Source organism: uncultured Kriegella sp. (genome assembly GCF_963975415.1).
In the GTDB taxonomy this organism is placed as follows: domain Bacteria; phylum Bacteroidota; class Bacteroidia; order Flavobacteriales; family Flavobacteriaceae; genus Kriegella.
Genome location: NZ_CAXBGN010000009.1, coordinates 157,717 through 182,074, shown reverse-complemented (window position 1 = coordinate 182,074; position 24,358 = coordinate 157,717). Strand labels below are relative to the sequence as shown.

Genomic DNA, 24,358 nt, shown 5'->3' with positions numbered 1-24,358 from the left:
AAAACCAATAATTTCTTTTATGAAAATAATTTGTATTGGTCGCAACTATGCCGACCATATTAAAGAATTGGCCAATGAGCGGCCTAGCGATCCGGTGGTTTTTATAAAACCCGATTCGGCAGTGCTTCCTAAGGAACAGGATTTCTACATCCCAGAATTTTCCAATGATGTACATTATGAGGTGGAGGTCTTATTGAAAATAAAAAAAGTGGGTAAGCATATAGAAGAGCGTTTTGCCCATAAATACTATGATGAAGTTGGTTTGGGCATTGATTTTACCGCGCGTGATCTGCAATCTAAACTGAAAGAAAAGGGATTGCCCTGGGAAAAAGCAAAAGGTTTTGATGGTGCTGCGGTAATTGGAAGGTGGTTGCCTAAATCTGATTTTAAAGACCTTAACAACCTTAACTTTTCGTTGTTCAAAAACGGAAGTGAGGTTCAAAAGGGAAATACGAGCCTGATGCTCTGGAAGATAGACGAGCTAATTTCCTACGTATCCCGGTTTTTTATGCTCAAGAAGGGTGATGTTATTTTTACAGGAACTCCTGCCGGTGTTGGTAAAATTAGTGTAAATGACTATCTTTCGGGGGTATTAGAAGGAAAAGAACTTTTTTCCTTAAAAATAAAGTAATGATATATAATCTTGATAAGATAAATGAGATGGCAGAAGGGGATGATGATTTCATTACTTCGGTCATTTCAGTTTTTTTAGAAGAGGTGCCTACAGACCTTGAGGCTTTAGAAATTGCCCTAGAAAACAAAAACCTCGAACAGGTTTACCAACTGGCCCATAAAATAAAACCCAATGTTGATTTATTGGGCATGGAACAGACACGTGCGATTGCCCTTGAAATCGAAACTTTAGGAAAAAAATCAGCCAATGTCGCAGAGATTGAGGCCGTATTCCCAATTCTTAAAAAAGATATCGAACAAGTGGTATCTGAGTTAAAGAAAGACTTCGATTTATAATGCTCGCCGAAATTATTACCATTGGTGATGAGATTCTCATTGGCCAAATTGTTGATACAAATTCGTCCTACATTGCCAAGGAGTTAAATAAGATAGGGGTTTCGGTGTATCAAATGACCTCTGTTCAAGACAATCAAGAACATATTCTTGAAGCGCTTCATAATGCCCAAAAACGGGTGAAGATAGTCATTGTTACCGGTGGGTTGGGTCCGACTAAAGACGACATTACCAAGCATACTTTGTGTTCGTTCTTTGATGATGTTCTCGTGGAAGACCCAAGTGTTTTGGCCCATGTGGAAACCTTGTTCGCTAAATATATCTCGACACCTATTTCCGATATGAACCGGCATCAGGCTTTGGTGCTTTCCAAAGCATCGGTAATTCACAATCCCTTTGGTACTGCGCCCGGTATGTGGATCGAGAACGATGGTGTGGTCTACGTATCGCTTCCAGGGGTGCCTTTTGAAATGAAAAATTTAATAACTAATGAAGTTGTTCCGAGAATAGTCGAGCGGTTCGAAAGGCCATTTATCATCCATAGAACATTACTTACTTATGGAATAGGGGAGAGCTCGCTCGCTGAGCGCATAGTGCTTTGGGAAGACGAATTGCCGCCATATATAAAATTGGCCTATCTCCCAAATTTGGGAAAGGTACGTCTTCGGTTAACTGCCAAAGGAACGGATCGCGATGAAATAGCAGCTAGGGTCGAAGAGGAAATTGAAAAATTATATCCGTTGATCGGAGAATTTATCTTCGGAATGGAGAATGAGGAGACCCTCGAAGCAATTGTCGCCAAGTCGCTTACTTCCAAAAAAATGACATTGGCCACGGCGGAAAGCTGTACAGGCGGTAAAATCGCCGAACAACTAACGGCCATCGCTGGGGCTTCTTCTTATTTTATGGGGAGTGTTGTAAGTTATGCCACACAAACCAAGATCGATGTGCTTCATGTTCCGGAAAGTTTGATAGCAAAGCACTCAGTGGTGAGTGCAGCAGTGGCAAAAGCCATGGCCGAAAATGTAAAACAACTTTTGAAATCGGATTTCGCGATTGCCACAACAGGAAATGCAGGACCAACAAAAGGAGATTCCGATGCTGAAATTGGTACGGTATTTATCGCAATTGCATCTTCTAATGGTGTATTTGTTGAAGAATTCAATATGGGCAACCATCGGGAAAAGATCATTCAGAAGGCTGTGAACAAGGCCTTGGAATTACTTCAAAAAGAAATTTCAAAAATCTGAAGTAATTTTTGCCCGTCCCGTAAAAATGATATAAATTTGCAGCCTGTTTAAAAGAAAAAGACAACGCAATGTCAAAAGTGTGTGAAATTACTGGGAAGAGAGCTATGTTCGGAAACAATGTTTCTTTCTCGATCAATAAGACTAGAAGAAGATTTAATGTAAATCTTTCTAAAAAACGTTTTTACATTCCGGAAGAAGACCGATGGGTAACTCTTAAGGTCTCTACTAGAGCGTTGAAAACAATCAACAAAAAGGGAATTTCAGCTGTGCTGAAAGAAGCAAAGGCGCAAGGGTTTTTAAAATAATCCCTAAAATTTAGTTAGCAATGGCAAAGAAAGGCAATAGAGTTCAGGTTATTTTAGAATGTACCGAACATAAAGAATCGGGTCAACCGGGAACTTCAAGGTATATTACCACAAAGAATAAAAAGAATACTCCAGAACGGATTGAGATTAAAAAATACAATCCCATCCTAAGGAGAATGACCGTTCATAAAGAAATCAAATAGATTTTCGCTTTCGCGAAAATGACATATAAATATAATTAGTCATGGCAAAGAAGACCGTAGCGAGTTTACAAACAAGCTCAAAAAGATTGACAAAGGCCATTAAAATGGTAAAATCACCTAAAACAGGGGCTTACACTTTTGTAGAGTCTGTTATGACGCCTGAAGTCGTTAACGAATGGTTGTCTAAGAAATAACAAACTTGTTAGAAAATATTATTGAGCCGCTTTCCATTGGAAAGCGGCTTTTTTATTTTTATATCTTTGAGCAAATATTTCAGTAGAACTTATGAGCTTATTCAAGAATATTTTTTCTTCAAAGAAAAAAGAAACATTGGACAAGGGGTTAGAAAAGTCCAAGACCAGTTTTTTTTCAAAATTAGGAAAAGCCGTTGCCGGTAAATCAAAGGTTGATGATGATGTACTCGATAATTTGGAAGAAGTATTGGTTTCTTCCGATGTAGGGGTAAACACCACGCTGAAGATTATCGAGCGTATCGAAGCACGAGTGTCACGGGATAAATATATGGGTACCGATGAACTGGACCATATTCTGCGTGAAGAGATTTCAGGACTTCTTTCTGAAACCAATATAGGTGATGCGACCGAATTCAGTATCCCGAGGGATAAAAAACCCTACGTGATTATGGTAGTCGGTGTAAATGGCGTTGGTAAAACAACTACTATCGGTAAATTGGCATACCAATTCAAAGCTCAAGGGTTAAAGGTAGTGTTGGGGGCCGCCGATACCTTTCGTGCTGCGGCAATCGACCAACTGCAGGTTTGGGCCGATCGAGTTGATGTTCCTATTATAAAACAAAAAATGGGCAGTGATCCTGCTTCCGTGGCTTTTGATACACTGAGCTCGGCAGTAACACAAGATGCCGATGTCGTGATAATCGATACGGCCGGCCGGTTACACAACAAGGTTAATCTGATGAATGAGCTAAGCAAAGTGAAACGGGTGATGCAAAAGGTGGTTGTTGATACACCTCACGATGTATTATTGGTGCTTGATGGTTCTACTGGCCAAAATGCTTTTGAGCAGGCCAAACAATTTACGAAAGCCACTGAAGTTACATCGCTTGCTGTTACAAAGCTCGACGGTACGGCAAAAGGAGGTGTCGTCATCGGAATTTCAGATCAGTTCCAGATTCCTGTGAAATATATAGGGGTAGGCGAAGGTATAGAAGATCTTCAGGTTTTTAATAAGCATGAGTTCGTTGATTCTTTCTTCAGTGCAAAGAATTGAGTTTTGCCGAAAACGTTGTGTTTTTAAATAGTGTAGATCAATGCATGAATATAATAGGGCCTAAATATTCTTTAATTTGAAATTCGGAATATTCACAAAAAAATATTGGGTGCCCTGTATTGTATTGATTTGGGCTCTTTTTCAAATGGGTTTCACGAATTACAGTGATTTAAACCCATGGAAATTAGGTGGGTACGGAATGTATTCAGACTACCACCCCGACAGCCACTTCGTTTGGTTTCAAATTGATGGCAACAAAATTTCAGCCCGTAAAACCAAACTTTTTGATACGAATGCTGCGTTTAAAAAATTGGTTCTAAAATGTCGAACCTACCCTAGTAATGATAATCTTCAAAAGTTACACGGCTATTTTAAGCATACGAGTAAAGAGCCCTTTAAAGTTGAGGTTTGGCGGCTTAATTTTACGTCAGATTCATTAAAATTGAACCAAATTTTAGTGAATAGTTATGAAGAGTGAGTTCAGAAAAACCGTAGTTCTAGGGTATTTGTTGCTCTTAATCATTAACGTTGTCGAATTTCGTTCTGGGGCGGTTTTAGCACTCACCCAATTGGTTTTGGGCCTTATCGTATTTTTACCTGAGGTTGTGACCATTGCTTTTTTGGATAAAACTTCGGTTTATCGAACAATCTTTAAGTTAGGTTATTTGTCGAGTATTTTAGGAGGAATGTACTTCAAATGGTACAATGCACCGAATCATTTGTATCTTTTCTTTTTTCTTTCCCTTTTGATATTGAATACCGACGATGAACATCTTTTTAAAGAGAACCTTCGATGGATTTTTGTAATTGTTATGGGCTTTGCAACAGTTCACAAGTTGCTGAACCCTAATTTTTTAAGTGGCGATTTTATTGCACTTCGTGTACTTTCAGGTGATTTTTTTCGCCCGCTGCTGATGAGTGGCGCCTTTTCTGGGATAAGTGAATCATTAACTCACAATGCGGCAAAAATTTCTGATTTTTTGCTCAAAGAGCCATCATCTGTTGATGGGGTCACTTTAGATTCTGGTACACTGCCTTTTTTAGTGCTGAAGCAACCGTTCGTCTATTCCATTATTGGAATGGAATTTTTACTGACGCTTTTGTTCGCTTTTTTCTCGAGGCATAAATTTACATTGGTTTTTCTACTGGTCTTTGTAGGCTCGATCGGTCTGGTCGTATCAGAATTCGAGTTTGCTGCTACGTTGTTGTTCATGGGTCTTATCATGTGTTCCGATGATTTTGGGGCAATTAAACGTTTATTCAAACTCACGTTCCTGCTCTACGCTATTTTGTCCATTTTGAATAACATTCTTTGGATTTAAGGACTAGATTTTCTTAGTAACGTCTACTAATTAATTACAGCATTAATTTTCTCCCAAAGAGCATTGTCGAACGATGTTGGCCCCAGTTCTGCCGAATTTGCGGCGCCTCCCATGCGAACAATAACCAAATCGATACTGGGAACTATATACAGTTTTTGATCTGCTGCCCCAAGGCCGGCGATAAGGTCATCGGGTGCGGCAGGTATTAATTTTCCTTGATAGTTTTCTTCTGATTCAGGCAATCGAAAACTATCTTTTCCGTTTAGCCACCACAGGTAACCATACGATTTGTTCAGTTCTTGGGAGCTCGATGTCATTGTGGTAAAATAGTCCATATCGGCTAAGATGGTTTCCTCTTCCCATTTTCCTTTATTGAGATTAAGCAGGCCAAATCGCGCCATACTTCTTGCTGTACTAAAGTATAGATTGTTGTACCCGACCTTTAGCCAAGATCCCTGCATGCCAATTTTATCGCGTATTTTACTATTAAAATAAGTTTCAAAGTCTTGCCTAACGGCACCCGATACAATATTGTCCAATAAGGTGTACAGGGCATTGTGATAGTACCAGAAGCTGCCAGGGTCATTCTTATAAACAAGACACTCAGGGGCTGTGCAAAAGTTGTTGTCTACGGTATAGTCTAAGCCTGTTGTCATGGTCAAGTGATGTCTAACCGTGATTTTAAGCTCATTTTCGGAAGTTAATGACGACCAACCTGAGCCCATGTAATCGGATGATGGATTATCTACAGATAAAAAGCCCTCTTCTTGGGCGATACCTACTGTAAGTGAGGTCAAGGTTTTTGCGGCAGAATTCCAAGTGTGATTTTTAGTGCTGTCAAAATCACCAAAATATTTCTCCTCCACTATTCGTCCATTTTTAAGTATTAGAAACGCATCGGTGCTGTTTTCTTCCAAAAAAGTGTATAGTGATTGGATGGCTGTCTCGTTCCATCCTAGGCTTTCAAGGGAGACGGTTTCCCAAACATCAGAATTTATAGGGGGAAAATAGATTTCCTCCTGTTCTGTAACAAGGCCACCTTCGGCCGAATCATTGTCCATCGAATCGGTGGAACATCCTATTAATATAAAAAACAACAATGAGGTTAAACCTATAATGCAGAATCTTGTCATCATCTTTTTGTATTGGATAGCTATGTGATGCAAAGGTTTAACGGTAAAATGGAAGAATTCGTCTTAAAAGAGCATAGTTCTTTCATCAAGTTGTATTTTTGCATCCCATTAAAAAGCTATGCGTACAAAATCCACCAAAAAGAACAAGATTAATGTTGTTACCCTCGGATGCTCGAAGAATGTTTATGATTCTGAAGTATTGATGGGGCAATTGCGTGCCAATGATAAAGAGGTGGTGCATCAAGAGGAAGGAAATATTGTAGTTATCAACACCTGTGGTTTTATAGCCAATGCCAAGGAGGAAAGTGTAAACACGATTTTAGACTATGTGCAGCAGAAAGAAGTGGGACAGGTCGACAAGGTATTCGTGACCGGGTGCTTGAGTGAACGCTACAAACCTGATTTGCAAAAAGAAATTCCAAATGTAGACGAATATTTTGGTACTAGCGAGCTTCCCAATTTGTTAAAAGCTTTAGGGGCCGACTATAAACATGAACTGATCGGGGAGCGTTTGACGACGACTCCCAAAAATTATGCTTATCTAAAAATTGCCGAGGGTTGCGATCGACCTTGCTCATTCTGTGCCATACCCATTATGCGGGGCAAGCATCGAAGTACACCTATAGATGAATTGGTCGCAGAATCTGAAAAATTGGCGGCCAAAGGGGTGAAGGAACTTATTTTGATTGCACAAGACCTCACCTACTATGGGTTAGACTTATATAAAAAACGGAATTTAGCCGAACTACTTAGGGCCTTGGTCAAGGTCGAAGGCATTGAATGGATTCGGTTGCACTATGCGTTTCCGACAGGTTTTCCAATGGATGTATTGGAGGTTATGAAACAAGAGACCAAAATTTGTAACTATTTAGATATTCCGCTACAGCACATTGCAGACCCTATTCTTAAAAGTATGCGTCGCGGTACTACCGAAGCAAAAACGACCAAATTATTGCACGAATTTAGGAAAGCGGTTCCTGAAATGGCTATAAGAACTACGCTGATTGTTGGCTACCCTGGAGAAACGGAGGCCGATTTCCAAACCCTAAAAAATTGGGTAGAGAAAATGCGGTTCGAACGTTTGGGTTGTTTTACGTACAGTCACGAAGAGAATACACACGCCTATTCTTTAAAAGATGATGTGCCCGAAGAAGTGAAACAAGAGCGTGCCAACGAAATTATGGAAATTCAATCCCAAATTTCTTGGGAACTGAATCAGCAAAAAATTGGAAAGATCTTTCGGTGCATTGTTGATCGAAAAGAAGGTAACTACTTCGTCGCCCGTACCGAGTTTGATTCTCCCGATGTCGATAACGAAGTATTGATCGATGCTACTCAGCATTATCTGAAGCAAGGGGAGTTTGTCGACATCAAGATAAATGATGCGGCCGACTTTGACCTTTATGGCTCACCTTTAGCGTAATAAAAGAATGCACTACTAAATCAAGACAAGAATTTACTTCTTCGGCGAAGGCTGTCTTCAATAGAAAATATCGTAGTCGATATTTGCGGCAATTCCATGTTATAATTTGATTTTATAGCTTTCCTCTAAGATAAACGGCTCGTTCTTGTATTTTTTTGGCCTGTTTTCTTTCTTGCAGACGGCCATATTCCAACTTTTCGCGTAGTAAAACTACATTGTGTTTGCCGCTTATTTATTGAAATTGCTTAATTTTTTGTTAATTTTTTGACAAAACCGAACCCTTGGTCGGTTTTTCCGTAGGTATTGGTATAAGGAATTATTCACTTAAAAACTTTTATCACTATGGAAAGGAAAAAAATTGCGGTTGCCACAATCAACGGCTCCGAAAGAAGGAAATTTCTCAAGATGAGTGGGCTAGGTTTGGCTGGAGCCACTCTCTTTTATGCCTGCGAAAAGAGTCAAACCGATGAGATGCCCGATTTAGATATGGACGGGCCTTTTGATTTGGGCGAAGGAGATTTGGGGGTTTTAAATTATGCCTATGCCCTTGAACAGTTAGAAGCCGAATTCTATACAAGAGTCGTTAATGGTAGCTATTGGTCTGGCGCCGCAGCTGAAGAAAAGAACGTGCTTCAAGCGTTGTACAACCATGAGGTAAACCACAGGGAATTCTTCAAAGCTGCTTTGACCGCAAATTTTGATGGCGATGTGGTTCTTCCTGAAAATTTAGAGTTTGATTTTAATAGTGTCGATTTCAATAATAGGGATTCTGTGTTGACTACGGCGCAACTGCTTGAAGATACTGGTGTTCAGGCTTATAATGGTGCAGGTAAATTGATTCAAACCGGGGCCTACCTCGTTATTGCCGGAAAAATTGTTTCTGTAGAGGCCCGCCATGCCGCGGCAATAAGAAGCATCAGGGGAGGCGATATGGACGACTTCGCGCTTTTTGCGGGAGATGATATCGTTGATCCAACTACTGGTCTTGACAAGGCGGAAAATCCCTCGGTCATATTGGCGGCGGCCGGCGGCTTTATTGTGACCCCGTTTACGGCCAACAAATTACCTTAAGATTGAACACTAATCATTAAATAAAAAATCATGGATATTATAAAATTTTTAGAGGAATTCACAACGGAAAAACTTTCCGATAACAAAACATCTCGTAGGGAAATGTTCGGATCATTGGGTACTATGGGCAAGAAAGCGGCCATGGCCGCCGTTCCACTAGGCTTGGCTTCAATGGGCAACAAGGCTTGGGCAGCTCCGAGTATGATGCAGGGCGATCCAATATCTGCTTTACAATTAGCGTTGTTGTTGGAGTATATTGAAGCTGATTTTTACCTAAAGGCATTGGAGTCGGGCGTGTTATATGGTCACGCCAAGGCAGAGGGTATTTACAATCAAATTTCCAAACATGAGTCCGCGCACGTATCGTTGTTGCAAGGAGCGTTGGGAGATGAAGCCTTCGATGCCCCTAAATTCGATTTTACGGTAGGTGGAAGGTTTGATCCTTTTGGCGAAAATGGAGATATGAATACCTCATATGCGCAACTTTTGGCATTCGCTCAAGCTTTCGAAGATACCGGTGTTCGTGCTTATAAAGGTCAGGCTGAAAATGTAATGGGCGACCCTGCTATTCTTACCGTGGCCCTGCAGATACATTCGGTAGAGGCAAGGCATGCTTCGGAAATAAGGAGGTTGAGAGGTTTGGAAGGTTGGATAACCGGGAATGAAAGAGGTGCAGGTATGCCCGAAATTGCTCAAGCCGTTTATGTCAATGAAGACAATGTTATTCATGGAGGTGTCGATGTGACTACATTAGGTGATGGAGATCCGTTTTCTTTCGAATCGTCTACTCAAGCTTATGATGAACCGTTAACAAGTGATAATGCCGGAGAAATTGCAAGCTTATTTTTAAGCTAGTACATATTTTGGCTAAAAAAAATATAAAAACCACCCATAGGGTGGTTTTTTTGATTAATTAGATAATTATGATTACGTTGAACCTACTTGAAAAAATGCTATGATATGGACTATATGGGGGGCGAATGATTTATCAAATTATTCACTACTTTAGGGGCAAACCCACGAGAGCATGAATCGGAGAAAATTTATTGCGGGAACGACGGCGGCTAGTTTTGCTACTGTTACTTTTGCAAATTCTACAATCAAAAAGGATCTAAAAAAAGAAAAGCGATATCAAAACGGACAAAGTCCGTGGCCCATTTGTTTAGATACCGCAACCATACGAACGGCAAAATCGTTGGAAGAAAAGGTAGATATTGCCATAGCAGCTGGTTATGATGCCATTGAGCCTTGGGATAATGAACTCGAAGAGTATGAGAAAAATGGCGGCGACCTTAAGGAATTAGGGAAAAAGATAAGACGGGCAGGTCTTTTTGTACCCAGCATGATTGGTCTTTGGGGTTGTCTACCTGAGAATGAGGAAGCTTTTCAAGCCTCACTACCCGCAACCAAGAACCGTATGCGAATGGCAGCCGATATCGGTTGTACGCATATTCAGGCAATTCCAAATAAGGTGGGAGAAGATTATGACGTTAAATTTGTTGCATCCTGTTACAGACGATTGTTGGAAATCGGTTTGAAAGAATATAATATTATTCCCGCATTGGTATTTGTGAAAATGTTTCCGCTAAAAACCATGGGGCAGGCCGTTGCCGTTGCTTTGGATGCAGACCACCCCATGGCAAAGATTATTCCCGATGTATATCATATGTACATATCGGAAGGGGGGTTTGAAGGATTAAAATTATTGAACGGTAATCTTTTTGCCATATTTCAATTTAACGACGCTCCCAAAGGAATTCAACTTCAAGATATGAAAGATAAGCACCGTGTATATCCAGGAGATGGGATGTTGCCCCTTGCGGAAATCTTAAAAGATTTAAAAGCTTCAGGATTTGATGGATGTATTTCTTTAGAACTGTATAATCCCGAGTATCATAAACAAGATTTGTTACAGGTCGCTAAAACCGGATTGCGGAAGACGCTGGAAGTTATTACGGAGGCGGGAGTGTAATGTGCACCCATCTTTAATATTTTTGAAATGTAGCGTAAAGATGAACTATTCTTGAATCAACCAATTTAAAATTACCACCAAACTATGATTTACGTAATTGCACTAGTATTAGCCCTGGCATTCATTGTTATCGGCATTGTTAAATGGAAAATTCATCCTTTTTTTGTGCTGTTATTGGCCGCCATTGCCTACGGTTTCATTACAGGTATGAACGTGTCTCAGATTGTTGCTTCTATCAATGACGGTTTCGGAAGTATCATGGGCAAAATAGGCTTAATTATTTTCTTTGGGGTGGCTATAGGCACCGTATTGGAAAAATCTGGTGGCGCAATGGTTATTGCAACGCGAATGCTGCAGCTAATCGGTGAAAAATCAATTCATTTGGCAATGATGGTTACCGGTTACTTGTTGTCCATTCCGGTATTTGCCGATAGCGCCTTCATCATTATGAATTCATTGAACAAAGCTTTGTCTCACAAGGCGAAGGTCTCCTATGCCGGTACCACGGCAGCACTCGCATTAGGCCTTACCGCAACACATGTAATGGTTCCTCCTACACCAGGACCGATAGCCGCTGCCGGTATACTGGGAGCTGAGCTTGGGAGTGTTATCATGTGGGGACTGATCGTAAGTATGCTATCATTGGTTACCTGTTATTTTTTTGCCACAAAGATTGCCGCTCGCATCAAGCTTCCCATTCAATTGGAGGCTGAACGCGATGAGATCCATAAGCCTAAATTATGGTTGTCACTTTTGTCTATAGTAGTTCCGATAATTCTCATTGTGGCAAAATCGATTTTTGACTACCCTGAATTGAATATGCAATCATCGGCTTTGTACCCGATTATTTCTTTTTTCGGAACTCCTGTTATTGCACTCCTCGTCGGAATTATGTTATCGTTATTATTGCCTAAAAAGTTAGATGAAAAAGTTTATTCGGCTACAGGTTGGTTGGGTGATTCCGTTCGTATCGCCGCACCGATTATTTTGATTACTGGAGCTGGTGGTATTTTTGGGGCCATGCTTCAAAATTCTGGAATTGCCGATTTGATTACGGCTAGTTTTTCCGAAATGTCGATAGGGCTCTTTTTTCCTTTTTTATTGGCGGCCTGTCTTAAAACAACCCAGGGGTCATCTACGGTTGCCCTTATAACTACAGCTTCTATTGTTGCTCCCATGATGCCAGCTTTAGGGCTTGATGCGGCTTTCTCTAAAACACTAACGGTTTTGGCCATAGGGGCTGGTTCAACGGTCGTGTCCCATGCCAATGATAGTTTTTTTTGGGTGTTGACACAGTTAACAGGTATGGATGTAAAACAAGGAAATCAGGTGCATACCGTTGGTACCTTGATTTTTGGTGTTACCGCCATAACCGTTATATTTTCTATTTCCCAAATTTTAGGTTAGGAACAGTGTTTTGAAGACTTCATCATTAATCAATACTTGACTAAATGCTAAATCATGAATAGAATTTTTCTAAGTTTTTTAATCGCCGCTTTACCTTTGACGGCGTCGTGCCAAGAAGAGCACCAATTTTCGATTGAAATTTTAGATGATGAAGCATTACAAATTTTAGATGAAGATTCGGAAATTGAAATTGTAGGAAGTGGATTTTCGTGGACGGAGGGTCCTTTATGGATAGCCGATGGAAGCTATTTGTTGTTTTCCGATATTCCCAACAATAAAGTTTTTAAGCTTGATAATAAGGGGGAGATTACAGAATATCTGAGTCCCTCGGGGTATATGGGGCGGCATTTTAAAGGCGAAGAGCCCGGGTCAAACGGTTTGCTTTTGAATCAGAAAGGTGAGTTGATCTTGTTACAGCATGGTGAGCGAAGAATTGCGAGGATGGATGCGCCATTACATGCGCCGCAACCCAATTATGAGGTTATGGTTTCCCATTTTGAAAATAAAAGATTTAATAGCCCGAATGACGGAGTTTTCGATGCAAAGGGTAATTTGTACTTTACAGATCCCCCTTACGGACTTCCAAAACGAATGGATGATCCTGAAAAGGAAATCGATTTTCAGGGAGTTTATTGTTTGATGGCTACTGGGGAACTTGTGCTGGTCGACACTTTGACCCGACCCAATGGTATATGCTTTTCACCGGATAATACCAAATTGTACGTTGCTGTTTCAGACCCCAAACATGCGGTGTGGTATCAATATGATATTGTGGCTCCGGGGAAAATAAGTAATAAAAGACTCTTATACGATGTAACAGATCTAGTCGGTCAAGAAGGTCAACAGGGCTTGCCCGATGGAATGAAAATGCACAGTAAGAACTATTTGTTTGCCACTGGCCCTGGTGGACTCTGGATTTTCAATAAAACAGGTAAACCGATTGCAAGAATACATACTGGGCAGGCCACGGCAAATTGCGCTTTTACTTCTGATGAGAAAACGTTGTATATGACAGCAGACGACTATGTTTTCAAAGTTGCCTTGAAATAGGTGGCATCATCTTAATTGTATAAAGCTAAATTGACCATTCTTATAGCTCCCGTCACACCATCCCTGAAAGCATTAAGTGATGAAAGCCGATGCTGCCTATTTTTAGTCGACCATGAATAATGCATTGGCAAAGAGGAGTTTGCCATTTTCCCAAAATCCCCGAAATAAGGGGTTGTCCACCATATAGACTATCTGCCCATCACCATGGTTCTCAACACCAAAGACAAGGGTTTGCCCAATTTTTTCTATGGCGGTACTTCCTGCAAATCCGGCTACGGGATTTCTGTCTTTCCCTTCAAGATAGACAACACTTCCTTTATCAAGATATTGATAGGCATCATTACCCATTTTTAGGGTGAAATACGTTTTGTTGTATCCAAATGCTAAAGGATGGGTTTTATCCACGGCCGTTTTGAAAATTGCGCCGGTTATCAGATTTTTAATGCCTTCCCTTTGACTAATGTCAAATGATTTCAGGTCAACAACACTATCACTTTTGATTATTTTCTTTTTTAGGGAAAACGTTTTTTTGTCTGCTAACCCCTGTAAAGCACCCCCCATAGCTATGAGCTTACCACCATCTTTGATCCAGTTGGTGAGGTTTTCTAATTTATCTTGGTCTAAAAACTTTTTATAACCCGTCCCTCCAGGGAAAATTACAACATCATATTTGGTAAGGTCGGTACGTTGTAAGTTGTCGCTATCGACTACTGTTATCGGATATCGGAGCTGCTGCTCAAAAAAGTGCCAAATTTCCCCAAAACGAAGCGAACTTGTTGGTTTCTCTGAGAGCACGGCTATTTTTATAGGTTTGATGGGTTTTACCTTTTTAGATCCAAAATCCTTTCCCTTGTCAACAAAACCTGTTGCGGTGGGCGTCAGAACAATTCGATGTTTTTGACTAATGTGGCTCAAACGCTTAAGAAAGTCTGATGTGTTTGTATTGTCGGCCCGCGTTATGATCAAGCTTCCACGGTCATAAGTTTGGTTATCCAACACGAAAGGTTCTTTGGTATAACGTACATGAATATCTTCTTTTAACAATTCAGCTAGAAACTGCGCGTCTTTAATACTGGTCCAATACGATAAAAAGGCATAAGTGTCATCAGAGAGTTTCGATTTTTTCTCCTCGAGCATCGTATGGTTCTCAAAAGGTTTGGAGGCTACATTGGTTTCTGAAGCTATGGCATTTAATCCGTAAGCATAAGGTAAAGACCATGCCGTGATATCGTAGGTAAGCGAATCGCTTAATTTGGCGTTAGGTTCAAATAATACCTTTACCAAAGTACCTTTGGGTTGGTTGGTCGATATGACTATTTGTGTAGTGTCAATCTTGAAACTTCCCGATTTTCGTGATCCATAATCAAATCCCTTAATGCTTGTTTGGGTTGCATGGCCATATTCTATTTGATGCTGGTCCAATAGTCGGCGTAAGGCTTCGGCATTGTCATTATTTCCTTTTAGTACATAACTTTTGTACTTATAGTTTTTGTTTTCATGAAATTTAACGAACTCTTCATTTAATATATTAGCATTCTGGGCTGCCACTTCTATTGTTGAGAGACCTGTAGTGCGGTGGTGGGCTATTCTATCGTTCAAGGTCAAAGTATCGCCTAAGTCGTTGATAATCCCCAATCCGGCGCGACCGCCACCTCCCTGTTCGTAGGTCATGCCGATACTGCCATTATAGGTGGGGTAGGTGTCACCATAACTTGGGTAGAGCAGGTCATAGACTTCTTTGGTAAAATAGAACCAGCCATTAGCATCAAAATACTTTGCATGGTTTTTGCCAATAGTAACTTGAAAGTCACGTTGAAAATCTGTAATTACTTCGTGAAAAGGTTCTGCGGCAGGGGCAAAGTAATACGGGCTGTCCACCCCTTGTTCATGAAAATCGACATGTACATGGGGCAACCATTGGTTATAAATTTTTAGGCGTTGTTGGCTTTCCGATTGTGTTAACCATGCCCAATCACGATTAAGGTCGAACATATAGTGGTTGCTACGCCCACTCCACCACCCTTCGTGATGTTCTTTGCTATCGGAATCGATATTATTCGGTGTATTCTTGTATTGATTATACCAGTTTACGTACCTATCGCGACCATCAGGGTTGCTGCAGGGATCCATTACAACAACCGTATTTTTTAGATATTCCGATTTGCTGGTTAAAAGGTCGTAAATGGTTTGCATTGAAGCTTCTGTGCTTGAAGCTTCGTTCCCGTGTACATTATAGCTCAACCAGACAATAGCCTTTTCTGAATTGTTCTCACCATGGATACCCTTAAGGTGTGTTTGTCTAATTTCTTCTATATTTTTAATGTTCTCTTTATTTGAGAAATAAACGATGAACAGTGGTCTTCGTTCGTAGGTCTTGCCATATTCGATCAATACCACTTGGTCGGGCCTTGTTTCAGATAGATGTTTGAAATAATCTACGACTTCATGATGCCGCGTAAATTGAGTTCCTAATTCATAGCCCAAAAATTCAGAAGGTGACTGGGGTGCCTGCTGAGCAGTGCTAATCAGTGAAATTAGCAATATCATTGGAAGTAGTATCCATTTCATGGAATAACGTTTCGATTGTTAACGTTCAAATCTATGGAATATTGAACAAACTTTGAGTCAAAAAGGAAGCTTTTGGTTAGCTTTTCAAAAGCTAAGGCCAAGGTAATTAACGTATTTTTAGGAAATGAAAAAATCAAGAGTTTTATATTTACCTCGATTTTTATCATTTATATGGATATTGACTGTCTACCCATTGCGAAAACCGGCTATTTCTCGAAACTGATCGGTGATTATATCGATGAAAAAGCATCGATTCGTCCTTTTTACCATAGGTTTTCTTCCTTGGAAAATTTTAAAGGACAGATTGAGGAAAAAGCATTGAATTTCCCCCAAGCGCATCGTGAAGTGCTTTACGAGGCCTTGCAAAAGCAATATGATGATATTCAGGTAAGTGAACTGACTGAGGATAATATAAAACGACTAAAAGAACCGATTACTTTTACGGTAACCACGGGGCACCAGTTGAACTTGTTTACAGGACCGTTGTATTTTCTCTATAAAATTGTATCCACGATCAATCTTACCAAACAGTTAAAAAAGAAATATCCGAAATACGACTTTGTGCCTGTGTATTGGATGGCTACCGAAGATCATGATTTCGAAGAAATCAACTATTTTAATTTCAAAACAAAAAAATTACAATGGAATAGGGAAGCGTCGGGAGCAGTAGGCCAACTAGACACTCAGGGACTCCAGGAAGTTTTTACCGCATTCGCTAATGAAATTGGTAGTAATGTGAATGCCGAAACCTTAAAAAAATGGTTTTCCGATGCCTATTTACAACATGATACTTTGACCGATGCAACACGATATTTGGTCAATGAACTTTTTGGCTCTTACGGATTGGTAATAGTAGATGGCGATGACAGGGCACTTAAAAAGTTATTAATCCCCTATGCAAAAAGAGATATATTTGAGCAGGTGTCTTTTAAAAAGGTTACCGAAACAATTTCCGGTTTAGAGAACCTTGAGGCGAAATACGGCATTCAAGTTAACCCAAGGGAAATCAATTATTTCTATTTAACCGAAGGTGTACGTGAACGAATTGTTGAAAGTAACGGAAAGTTTCATGTAACTCCAGAAAATGGGGACGGCATTGTTTTTTCGAAAGAAGCATTGTTGAAAGTGCTTGATACACACCCTGAGCGGTTTTCTCCCAATGTAATTGCTAGGCCTTTGTACCAAGAAGTCATACTTCCCAATCTTTGCTATATCGGTGGTGGTGGTGAAATCGCTTATTGGCTCGAATTAAAATCGACTTTTGAGGCAATGGAGGTTCCTTTTCCTATTCTTCTACTTCGAAATTCAGCTTTAGTGATCACTTCAAAGCAAGATAAAAAATTAAAAAAGATGAATCTTTCGTCCAAAGATCTCTTTTTAGATCAACATAGCTTCATAAACAAAAAAATAAGGGAAATTTCTAACATTGATGTTGATTTTTCTCCGCAGAAATTACTTTTAGAGCAGCAATTCAAGACGATGTACGAATTGGCGGAACAAACCGATAAATCGTTTTTGGGAGCAGTAAAGGCACAAGAAGTCAAGCAAAAAAAAGGACTGGACCATCTAGAAAAACGACTGTTGAAAGCCCAAAAACGCAAATTGGAAGATCAGGTGAGTCGAATGACGGAAATTCAGAATGAACTTTTTCCGAATAAGAACTTACAAGAACGGATTCTTAACTTTTCCGAATTATATCTGGAATATGGGGAAGATCTTATTCCTATGTTGATTCAGGCCTTAAAACCACTGCAGCTAGAGTTTGTTGTTTTAAAGGCCTAAAGTATACTTTTGAATTATTTCACTGTATGGAGCTTTGGCTATAGGCTAAGGGTAACTCCGTTATAAACCGTATTAGATGCATAATATAGATATTGAGTTGGTTGAAATGACTTTGGATGTCATGAAATATGCTATTGGAAGAATTACAGCTACTTCCCCAGAATTTGGTCGACCAAAAAAAGAAGAAGAGTTGCGAAAACTGGTAGGTGAAACGGTTACCGACAAAGGTATTGGTGGTGAAAGAGCATTTGAATTGTTCAGAGATGTGCTCGTAAAGGCAACGGTACCCATAGATCACCCAAGGCATTTGGCATTTGTGCCCGCGGCTCCGACCCGTGCGGCGATTATGTTCGATTTGGTCACTTCGGCCTCTAGTATTCATGGTGCGTATTGGATGGAAGGTGCCGGAGGTATTTTCTGTGAAAATGAGGCTATGAAATGGCTGGTCTCGCTTACCCAACTTCCAGCGGGGGCTTTTGGAGTCTTCACTAGTGGTGGTACCGCGGCAAATTTGTCGGCCTTGGTAACGGCCAGGGAACAATGGCGGAAGCATTCTGAAAATTTAAATGAAAAAGGACTTATTATTACTTCTACAGGTGCCCATTCCTCCATCAAGACCATGGCTAAGGTGATTGATGTGGACCTACTTTTAGTTGAAACAGAAGATTTGATGTCGAAATCGGCACTTCAAGCGAAAATAGATACACTTGATGCGCGCCAACGAAAACGACTTTTTGCCGTCGTGGCTACGGGAGGTACTACGAACGCAGGTATTATAGACGACCTTTCAGGTATTGCCCGAATCTGTGAAATGGAGAAATTGTGGTTTCATGTTGATGCTGCCTATGGGGGAGGTGCTTTGGCGGCTGATTCTGTTCGGCATTTGTTCAATGGCATTGAAAGGGCCGATAGTATTACCATAGACCCACATAAATGGTTGTTCTCACCCTATGATTGTGGCGCGGTAATCTATAAGAATCCTGAACAGGCGAAGGATGCCCATGCCCAAGAAGGTTCTTATCTCGATATTTTTAAGGATGAAGGTGCGCAAGGCTTCAATCCATCAGATTATCAAATACAGTTGACGAGGCGCCTACGCGGCATGCCCTTATGGTTTTCTTTGGCCATGCATGGCACCGATAAATACAAATGGGCGGTCGAACAGGGCATTCGATTGGCAAATTTGGCCGGCATAATTATTACGGAAACCCCACTTGTAGAACTCGTTCGGGAGCCTAGTCTGTCATGTGTGCTATTCCGAAGAATAGGTTGGTCTCCGGAAGATTACCGCAATTGGACCTACAAAAATCACCGTGAAGGTTTTGCTTTGGTAACCCCAACCAAATGGAAGCAGGGTGCAGGCCATGAAACCGTCGCCCGCTTTTGTTTTATCAACCCTGATACTACGGAGCAAGATATTCGGGCTATTCTAAAATCTATGGAATAGGAAATAGCAGCGTTGTAAACTAATGCTAGGGGACCAAAAACTCACTTTCCCAATTGGTATCCTCTTTTGAAAATCGAACCCTCAAGTGATTAAGGTGGTTAAGTTTCAAATATTCGATTTTAAAAGGTTCTATGGTTACCATGCAGAAATAATGAGCGTCTTCAAGATATTCGATAAGGGCGGGGTCTGAAATACCTGATCCCGGCGCCGTTTTTGTCTTATAGTCCTTTCGGTTGGCGTTGTCTATATTCCTCCAGTGCTTTTCTAAAATAATGGGGTCTTTTACAATAGTAGCCAAGCCCTCTATTCGTATTTGTATTAGTTTTTCCGAGTGATAAAACAGTAAACTTACTTTTTTGTTTTCTTTGATATGTACTATTTTTTTTGAACGGGTATCGGTATAAAAAGTCAATTGTAGGTTAGCATCAACATTCCGAAGTACTACGGTACGTAGCCGTGCAATATTCTCAAGACCAACGGTTCCTAAAGTGCACAACCGAAATGGATGTTTTTGGGTACTAATTGCCTCATTAAACTCTTCTTTAATTTCATTAAGAATTTTTTGTGTCATTTTTGAATGTATTATCTAATTAAAGTTAACTGAAACTTGTGATAAAACATCGGGAGAGACAAGATTTAATTGCCCCTATTTTTAATAAAGAAAATGATTTTGTAAATGTAAGGGTCATAAAATAAGCAGTTTATGAATTTTTGGTAAATAAGTCGAAAAAAAGTTCTTTTAGGGGGTAGGGTATTTTCTTTTAAGGTTGTTACATATACAAATTGCTGTGAGAGAAGATTTAGTACACTTCATCCTGATTCACCCCAATTCGTCGGGATGAAGTTTTTAAACAAGATTTTAATTTGAAATAGTTATAAAGATTCATGTGTTTAGGTTGGTTTTTTGATTTTGACTAAAAGCCCTGGTGTTCATGCCGGGGCTTTTTTTTGAAACAGCCTCATGTTAAAGTAGATATTTCTTTTTTGAGGAGGAGCCAAAAGTCTATTTCGCATTTTATTGATATCTCGGGTTAAAGTTTTTGTGGGATGTTTTTACCATTTTTACTCTAAAAAAGTCATAACTTCAAACCATTTCAAATAGTTTTTTAAGCGGAATGAACATCGAAATTATTTTAATGTGGGTTAGGATGTTTCGATGCCTGCGCCATACAAATAATGATGAAGAAATAGCATTTTAGGTTGTTTTATTGATATTTTTATAATTTGTAGGAATTGATTTAAAAAACTGTTATCCAGTATTTTAATATTTTTTATTTAAACTTTTGATTTATACAAATGTGTTTTTCTGTAAAAACATGAAATATCCCGAAAACTTGAAAAAGAAAGCGTAAATTTTCCCACTTTATTGAAGTGTCGGTTCTGTCCTGGAAGGGCTTTTTTAACAAGATGTTCATTTTATATTTTAATTATCCTCAAAAGAACCTTTTCCAAAATTTTCAAATTGCTATTTTTGCCCATGCAAAACAATGTCCTGATTTTAGATTTTGGTTCCCAGTATACACAACTTATCGCAAGACGCGTTCGGGAACTCAATATTTTCTGTGAAATAAAACCTTATAGCAAAGTACCTGAAGATCTCTCTTCATTTGGAGCGGTAATTCTTTCGGGTTCCCCTTTCTCGGTGCGGGCCGACGATGCACCGCATCCTGATTTGTCGGGAATAAGGGGGAAGATGCCCTTATTGGCGGTTTGTTATGGGGCGCAATACCTTGCCCATTTTCATGGTGGCAATGTGGCACCCTCCAATACTCGTGAATATGGAAGGGCCAACCTGTCGTATATTAAGAATGATGATGCTTTTTTCCGTTCGATTTCCAAGGGCAGCCAAGTATGGATGAGTCATAGCGATACCATTCAAAAGCTTCCCGAGAATGCTGTAGTCTTAGCTAGTACGAATGATGTAGAGCATGCTGCTTATAAAATTCAAGGTGAGACTACTTACGGTATTCAATTTCATCCAGAGGTTTATCACACTACAGATGGAAAGACGCTATTGGAAAACTTTCTTGTCACTATTGCAGGGCTAAAGCAAACGTGGACACCCGATGCCTTTGTCGAAACGACCGTAGCCGAACTGAAGAAAAAAATTGGGACCGAAAAAGTCATATTAGGTTTGTCCGGTGGGGTTGATTCAACCGTGGCGGCAGTATTGTTGCACAAAGCGATCGGTAAAAATTTGCATTGTATTTTTGTAAACAATGGGCTGTTGCGAAAGAATGAGTTTGAAGATGTATTGAAGCAATATGAGGGCATGGGACTCAATGTAAAAGGTGTTGATGCTTCGGCACGTTTTTTGGATGCATTGGCTGGAGAAAGTGATCCCGAAAAGAAACGTAAGATTATCGGCAGGGTATTTGTTGAGGTCTTCGATGACGAATCACATTTGGTCGAAGATGCCAAATGGTTGGCTCAGGGAACGATTTATCCCGATGTTATCGAATCGGTATCAGCTACAGGAGGGCCATCTGCCACTATAAAAAGTCATCACAATGTAGGCGGACTTCCAGATTTTATGAAGTTAAAAGTGGTAGAACCGTTGAAAATGTTATTTAAAGATGAGGTGCGTAGGGTGGGTGCCAGTATGGCCATCTCCGATGAACGGTTGGGCCGTCATCCTTTTCCGGGTCCTGGATTGGCTATTCGTATCTTAGGTGATATTACAAGGGAAAAAGTAGCCATTTTACAAGAAGTCGATGCTATTTTTATTGACGGACTTCGGGATTGGGGATTGTATGATAGTGTTTGGCAGGCCGGAGCTATGCTTCTGCCGGTAAATAGTGTAGGTGTTATGGGAGATGAACGTACCTATGAGAAGTGTGTGGCATTGCGCGCCGTGGAAAGTACTGACGGAATGACTGCCGATTGGGTGAATTTGCCCTATGAGTTTTTACAAAAAACATCGAACGATATTATAAATAAAGTACCAGGGGTCAATAGGGTGGTGTACGACATTAGTTCTAAGCCTCCGGCAACCATAGAATGGGAATGATATGAAACAATTTTTAAAAATTACGGTTGTGCTGTGGTTGTTGGTTTTCGCCGGCTGCAAGGCTACTGCACAGAAATTTTCTACCCATGCGGTAAAAAGTGGAGAAACGTTGGAAGCTATTGCGAAACAATATAAGGTGACGCAGGCGGATATTCTTACGTATAATAAGGAAATTAGACAGGGGCAAAGCCTAAAACCCAATACCATTTTGGTTATTCCCAAAAGTTCTGGTGTTACGGAACAAAAAACTGAGAATAAAACGATTGTCAGAGCGAATGAAACGATTACAGGACAAACGGCCAATGATGAAAAACCGTACGGTTTTACCTCCTATCGCGTAAAGAAGAAAGAAACGCTGTATGGAATAGCAAAGCGCTTTAATATTTCGGAAAATGATATTAAGAAGTATAATCGTCAATTGTATTCCAGTCAGTTGAAAAGGAAGATGCTTCTTAAAATACCGAAGTTTAAAAATGCACATACTGCCGGGGGGGCGGTGGATGAGGGTGATTTTACTATGTATAAAGTATTGCCCAAAGAGACGCGTTGGAGTATTGCCAATAAACACGGAATCACAATTGACAGTCTCTTGTTATTGAATCCTGATCTTTCAAAAACCTCAGATTATTTAAGAGAGGGGCAAGAGTTGAGAATGCCTATTATGGCAGGGAGTACTGTTGAAAAGCAAGAAACGCAACTGTATATGTCGTATACGGTGCCACCGAAGATGAATTTTTATCAGTTGGAGAAGAAATTTGGTGTAAAGTCAGATGAGATCGTTCGATTAAATCCTGAGATACAACAACAGCAAGGTTTAAAAGAAGGAATGGTTATTCGTATTCCTCAGCAAAAATTAGATGCTCAGGATATAAATACCGACAATTTTATTTTTTATGAAGTAAAACCAAAACAAACTGAATTCTCGTTAACTCGTAAGTTGGGAATCACCTATAAAGATTTACTCTTATTGAATCCGGATCTTAAAGGAGGTTTGAAAGCGGGTATGGTATTAAAATTGCCAAAAGACCAAACGGGTGATTTCGAGGTGAAAAATGCTTTGGTACTCGATAAGATAAATCTTTTGGATAGTATTGATCCGGCCAATACGCCTAAACTTTTGTTTTTATTGCCCTTTCGCTTAGATAGGATTGATATTGCTAATAAGGAAAGTGCCCAAAAATCTTTAGATGGAAGAGTGGATTCTAAGCTTAGTTTGGGTCTTTATTCCGGTGCTCTAATCGCCCTTGATTCTTTGGCGTCTTTGGGTATTTCCGTAGATGTGAAAACTTTTGACAATCAATTGAACTTGGCCAAGACCAAGGAAGTATTACGTCAGCAAAATCTTGCACAAGTGAATGCTATTGTGGGGCCTTTGGATCTTCCTTCCTTGAAGGAAGTGGCGATTCAAGCTTCAAGATATCAGGTTCCCGTAATTGCACCAATACCGGCGATGAGCGATTTGAGCCTTAACAACGTTTTCTTTTCGTATACATCCGATGATATCCTCCGTGAAGATATACTCAATTACGTGGCAGAGGTGCGGGAAGATCAGAACATTATAATCATTGCAGATTCTGACCACTCTACTGAAAAAGCGGCTATTTTGGCTAAATTTCCCAATGCTAAAATTGCAGAAGTTAAAGAAGAAGAGAAAAATATTGGTCTCGATATTGACAAGTTCAAAACACTGTTATCCGAGGAAACAGAAAACTGGGTATTTGTCGAAACCGATGATTTTAAATTGGTTTCAAGTGTTACCTCTATTCTGAATTCGTTTCAAAATGCGTTGTTAGACCCTGCCGATACCGAGGGAGTGAAAGTAAAATTACGTATGTTCTCGACGAATAAGAACAAGGCCTTTGACAATGAGGTGATATCGAATTCACATTTGTCAAATCTTCATTTTACCTACCCCTCTGTGCATAAAGAAACGGCTGATAATGGTTTTGTCAAACGATATCGTCAGCGGTTTGGAGATTATCCCGATCGGTACGCCGTACGTGGATTTGACATCACTTATGACCTTTTGATGAAATTAGCCTATAAAACTGATTTAATGCAGGTTTCTCAAGAGATTGGGGAAACCGAATACGCGGGCAATAAATTCTCTTACAGGAAAGATAGCACTTCGGGCTATTTCAATCAATCTTCATATATCATGTCACTTGAAGATATGCGCATCAAAGAGATAAAAATGTAAT

At 40.0% G+C, this 24,358-nt stretch carries 22 protein-coding genes; 19 read left to right on the top strand and 3 right to left on the bottom strand.

All coding sequences use genetic code 11. The features are described 5' to 3' along the window. Window positions 1-19 precede the first annotated feature (19 nt). From AACZ88_RS18255 to AACZ88_RS18215, 9 genes are all read left to right on the top strand, one after another. A complete protein-coding gene (locus tag AACZ88_RS18255) occupies window positions 20-631 on the top strand; it encodes a fumarylacetoacetate hydrolase family protein (RefSeq protein WP_339713373.1) in 612 nt (203 codons plus the stop codon). Next, entirely contained in the window at window positions 631-969 is a 339-nt protein-coding gene (locus AACZ88_RS18250) for an Hpt domain-containing protein (RefSeq protein ID WP_339713371.1), read from the top strand. The genes AACZ88_RS18255 and AACZ88_RS18250 overlap by 1 nt, the downstream gene beginning before the upstream one ends. Continuing rightward, window positions 969-2,216: a competence/damage-inducible protein A gene (locus AACZ88_RS18245; protein WP_339713368.1), complete on the top strand. Its 1,248-nt coding sequence runs from the start codon at window positions 969-971 to the stop codon at window positions 2,214-2,216. The genes AACZ88_RS18250 and AACZ88_RS18245 overlap by 1 nt, the downstream gene beginning before the upstream one ends. A gap of 68 nt (window positions 2,217-2,284) precedes the next feature. Next, window positions 2,285-2,521 (top strand): 50S ribosomal protein L28, encoded by a 237-nt coding sequence (gene rpmB / locus AACZ88_RS18240; RefSeq protein WP_339713366.1) that lies wholly within the window; start codon window positions 2,285-2,287, stop codon window positions 2,519-2,521. A gap of 20 nt (window positions 2,522-2,541) precedes the next feature. Continuing rightward, window positions 2,542-2,724, top strand: a complete 183-nt coding sequence (gene rpmG / locus AACZ88_RS18235; protein WP_089894532.1) for a 50S ribosomal protein L33 — start codon at window positions 2,542-2,544, stop codon at window positions 2,722-2,724. Between the two features lie 41 nt (window positions 2,725-2,765). Further along, complete coding sequence (locus AACZ88_RS18230; protein WP_339713361.1) at window positions 2,766-2,918, top strand: DUF4295 domain-containing protein; 153 nt, start codon at window positions 2,766-2,768, stop codon at window positions 2,916-2,918. Between the two features lie 91 nt (window positions 2,919-3,009). Next, the gene (ftsY, locus tag AACZ88_RS18225) at window positions 3,010-3,972 is read left to right on the top strand and encodes a signal recognition particle-docking protein FtsY (protein ID WP_339713359.1); all 963 of its coding nucleotides are present in this window, start codon (window positions 3,010-3,012) and stop codon (window positions 3,970-3,972) included. Window positions 3,973-4,048: 76 nt separating this feature from the next. Continuing rightward, window positions 4,049-4,450: a hypothetical protein gene (locus AACZ88_RS18220; protein WP_339713356.1), complete on the top strand. Its 402-nt coding sequence runs from the start codon at window positions 4,049-4,051 to the stop codon at window positions 4,448-4,450. Then, complete coding sequence (locus AACZ88_RS18215) at window positions 4,440-5,294, top strand: hypothetical protein (RefSeq protein WP_339713353.1); 855 nt, start codon at window positions 4,440-4,442, stop codon at window positions 5,292-5,294. Before AACZ88_RS18220 ends, AACZ88_RS18215 begins: the two co-directional genes overlap by 11 nt. A gap of 26 nt (window positions 5,295-5,320) precedes the next feature. Here the strand turns inward: AACZ88_RS18215 and AACZ88_RS18210 are convergent, their stop codons facing one another. After that, on the bottom strand, window positions 5,321-6,430 hold the full coding sequence (locus AACZ88_RS18210; RefSeq protein ID WP_339713351.1) for a serine hydrolase domain-containing protein: 1,110 nt from the start codon (window positions 6,428-6,430) through the stop codon (window positions 5,321-5,323). Between the two features lie 115 nt (window positions 6,431-6,545). On the opposite strand from AACZ88_RS18210, the gene rimO reads away from it, so the two are divergent. The 6 genes from rimO to AACZ88_RS18180 all read left to right on the top strand — a co-directional run bounded on the left by rimO (window position 6,546) and on the right by AACZ88_RS18180 (window position 13,350). Continuing rightward, window positions 6,546-7,850: a 30S ribosomal protein S12 methylthiotransferase RimO gene (rimO, locus tag AACZ88_RS18205; protein ID WP_339713348.1), complete on the top strand. Its 1,305-nt coding sequence runs from the start codon at window positions 6,546-6,548 to the stop codon at window positions 7,848-7,850. 342 nt (window positions 7,851-8,192) lie between these two features. After that, window positions 8,193-8,921, top strand: coding sequence for a ferritin-like domain-containing protein (locus AACZ88_RS18200; RefSeq protein ID WP_339713346.1), 729 nt, complete (start codon window positions 8,193-8,195; stop codon window positions 8,919-8,921). Between the two features lie 30 nt (window positions 8,922-8,951). Next, the gene (locus AACZ88_RS18195) at window positions 8,952-9,776 is read left to right on the top strand and encodes a ferritin-like domain-containing protein (RefSeq protein ID WP_339713344.1); all 825 of its coding nucleotides are present in this window, start codon (window positions 8,952-8,954) and stop codon (window positions 9,774-9,776) included. Window positions 9,777-9,948: 172 nt separating this feature from the next. Further along, on the top strand, window positions 9,949-10,893 hold the full coding sequence (locus AACZ88_RS18190; protein ID WP_339713341.1) for a sugar phosphate isomerase/epimerase: 945 nt from the start codon (window positions 9,949-9,951) through the stop codon (window positions 10,891-10,893). Between the two features lie 84 nt (window positions 10,894-10,977). After that, window positions 10,978-12,300 carry a GntP family permease gene (locus AACZ88_RS18185; RefSeq protein WP_339713338.1) on the top strand — a complete coding sequence of 441 codons (1,323 nt, stop codon included), beginning with the start codon at window positions 10,978-10,980 and terminating at the stop codon, window positions 12,298-12,300. A gap of 54 nt (window positions 12,301-12,354) precedes the next feature. Next, on the top strand, window positions 12,355-13,350 hold the full coding sequence (locus AACZ88_RS18180; RefSeq protein WP_339713335.1) for an SMP-30/gluconolactonase/LRE family protein: 996 nt from the start codon (window positions 12,355-12,357) through the stop codon (window positions 13,348-13,350). A gap of 102 nt (window positions 13,351-13,452) precedes the next feature. On the opposite strand, the gene AACZ88_RS18175 is transcribed toward AACZ88_RS18180, so the two are convergent. After that, a complete protein-coding gene (locus tag AACZ88_RS18175) occupies window positions 13,453-15,918 on the bottom strand; it encodes a M14 family metallopeptidase (RefSeq protein ID WP_339713332.1) in 2,466 nt (821 codons plus the stop codon). Between the two features lie 171 nt (window positions 15,919-16,089). Between AACZ88_RS18175 and bshC the strand changes: the two genes are divergently transcribed. Both bshC and AACZ88_RS18165 read left to right on the top strand, forming a co-directional pair. Beyond that, window positions 16,090-17,700: a bacillithiol biosynthesis cysteine-adding enzyme BshC gene (gene bshC, locus AACZ88_RS18170; protein ID WP_339713424.1), complete on the top strand. Its 1,611-nt coding sequence runs from the start codon at window positions 16,090-16,092 to the stop codon at window positions 17,698-17,700. Between the two features lie 76 nt (window positions 17,701-17,776). Continuing rightward, window positions 17,777-19,147, top strand: a complete 1,371-nt coding sequence (locus tag AACZ88_RS18165) for an aminotransferase class V-fold PLP-dependent enzyme (RefSeq protein ID WP_339713329.1) — start codon at window positions 17,777-17,779, stop codon at window positions 19,145-19,147. A 25-nt stretch (window positions 19,148-19,172) separates the two neighbouring features. Here the strand turns inward: AACZ88_RS18165 and AACZ88_RS18160 are convergent, their stop codons facing one another. Then, window positions 19,173-19,718: a pyridoxamine 5'-phosphate oxidase family protein gene (locus AACZ88_RS18160; RefSeq protein WP_339713326.1), complete on the bottom strand. Its 546-nt coding sequence runs from the start codon at window positions 19,716-19,718 to the stop codon at window positions 19,173-19,175. Window positions 19,719-20,624: 906 nt separating this feature from the next. On the opposite strand from AACZ88_RS18160, the gene guaA reads away from it, so the two are divergent. Continuing rightward, window positions 20,625-22,157: a glutamine-hydrolyzing GMP synthase gene (guaA, locus tag AACZ88_RS18155; protein ID WP_339713323.1), complete on the top strand. Its 1,533-nt coding sequence runs from the start codon at window positions 20,625-20,627 to the stop codon at window positions 22,155-22,157. 1 nt (window position 22,158) lies between these two features. Beyond that, on the top strand, window positions 22,159-24,357 hold the full coding sequence (locus tag AACZ88_RS18150) for a LysM peptidoglycan-binding domain-containing protein (RefSeq protein ID WP_339713320.1): 2,199 nt from the start codon (window positions 22,159-22,161) through the stop codon (window positions 24,355-24,357). The last annotated feature ends 1 nt before the right edge of the window (window position 24,358 follow it).

Bases quoted from the DNA above. Each gene is read 5' to 3' on its own strand.
- AACZ88_RS18255 (WP_339713373.1), top strand. From the start codon at position 20: ATGAAAATAATTTGTATTGGTCGCAACTATGCCGACCATATTAAAGAA.
- AACZ88_RS18250 (WP_339713371.1), top strand. From the start codon at position 631: ATGATATATAATCTTGATAAGATAAATGAGATGGCAGAAGGGGATGAT.
- AACZ88_RS18245 (WP_339713368.1), top strand. From the start codon at position 969: ATGCTCGCCGAAATTATTACCATTGGTGATGAGATTCTCATTGGCCAA.
- rpmB (WP_339713366.1), top strand. From the start codon at position 2,285: ATGTCAAAAGTGTGTGAAATTACTGGGAAGAGAGCTATGTTCGGAAAC.
- rpmG (WP_089894532.1), top strand. From the start codon at position 2,542: ATGGCAAAGAAAGGCAATAGAGTTCAGGTTATTTTAGAATGTACCGAA.
- AACZ88_RS18230 (WP_339713361.1), top strand. From the start codon at position 2,766: ATGGCAAAGAAGACCGTAGCGAGTTTACAAACAAGCTCAAAAAGATTG.
- ftsY (WP_339713359.1), top strand. From the start codon at position 3,010: ATGAGCTTATTCAAGAATATTTTTTCTTCAAAGAAAAAAGAAACATTG.
- AACZ88_RS18215 (WP_339713353.1), top strand. From the start codon at position 4,440: ATGAAGAGTGAGTTCAGAAAAACCGTAGTTCTAGGGTATTTGTTGCTC.
- AACZ88_RS18210 (WP_339713351.1), bottom strand. From the start codon at position 6,430: ATGATGACAAGATTCTGCATTATAGGTTTAACCTCATTGTTGTTTTTT.
- rimO (WP_339713348.1), top strand. From the start codon at position 6,546: ATGCGTACAAAATCCACCAAAAAGAACAAGATTAATGTTGTTACCCTC.
- AACZ88_RS18200 (WP_339713346.1), top strand. From the start codon at position 8,193: ATGGAAAGGAAAAAAATTGCGGTTGCCACAATCAACGGCTCCGAAAGA.
- AACZ88_RS18195 (WP_339713344.1), top strand. From the start codon at position 8,952: ATGGATATTATAAAATTTTTAGAGGAATTCACAACGGAAAAACTTTCC.
- AACZ88_RS18190 (WP_339713341.1), top strand. From the start codon at position 9,949: ATGAATCGGAGAAAATTTATTGCGGGAACGACGGCGGCTAGTTTTGCT.
- AACZ88_RS18185 (WP_339713338.1), top strand. From the start codon at position 10,978: ATGATTTACGTAATTGCACTAGTATTAGCCCTGGCATTCATTGTTATC.
- AACZ88_RS18180 (WP_339713335.1), top strand. From the start codon at position 12,355: ATGAATAGAATTTTTCTAAGTTTTTTAATCGCCGCTTTACCTTTGACG.
- AACZ88_RS18175 (WP_339713332.1), bottom strand. From the start codon at position 15,918: ATGAAATGGATACTACTTCCAATGATATTGCTAATTTCACTGATTAGC.
- bshC (WP_339713424.1), top strand. From the start codon at position 16,090: ATGGATATTGACTGTCTACCCATTGCGAAAACCGGCTATTTCTCGAAA.
- AACZ88_RS18165 (WP_339713329.1), top strand. From the start codon at position 17,777: ATGCATAATATAGATATTGAGTTGGTTGAAATGACTTTGGATGTCATG.
- AACZ88_RS18160 (WP_339713326.1), bottom strand. From the start codon at position 19,718: ATGACACAAAAAATTCTTAATGAAATTAAAGAAGAGTTTAATGAGGCA.
- guaA (WP_339713323.1), top strand. From the start codon at position 20,625: ATGCAAAACAATGTCCTGATTTTAGATTTTGGTTCCCAGTATACACAA.
- AACZ88_RS18150 (WP_339713320.1), top strand. From the start codon at position 22,159: ATGAAACAATTTTTAAAAATTACGGTTGTGCTGTGGTTGTTGGTTTTC.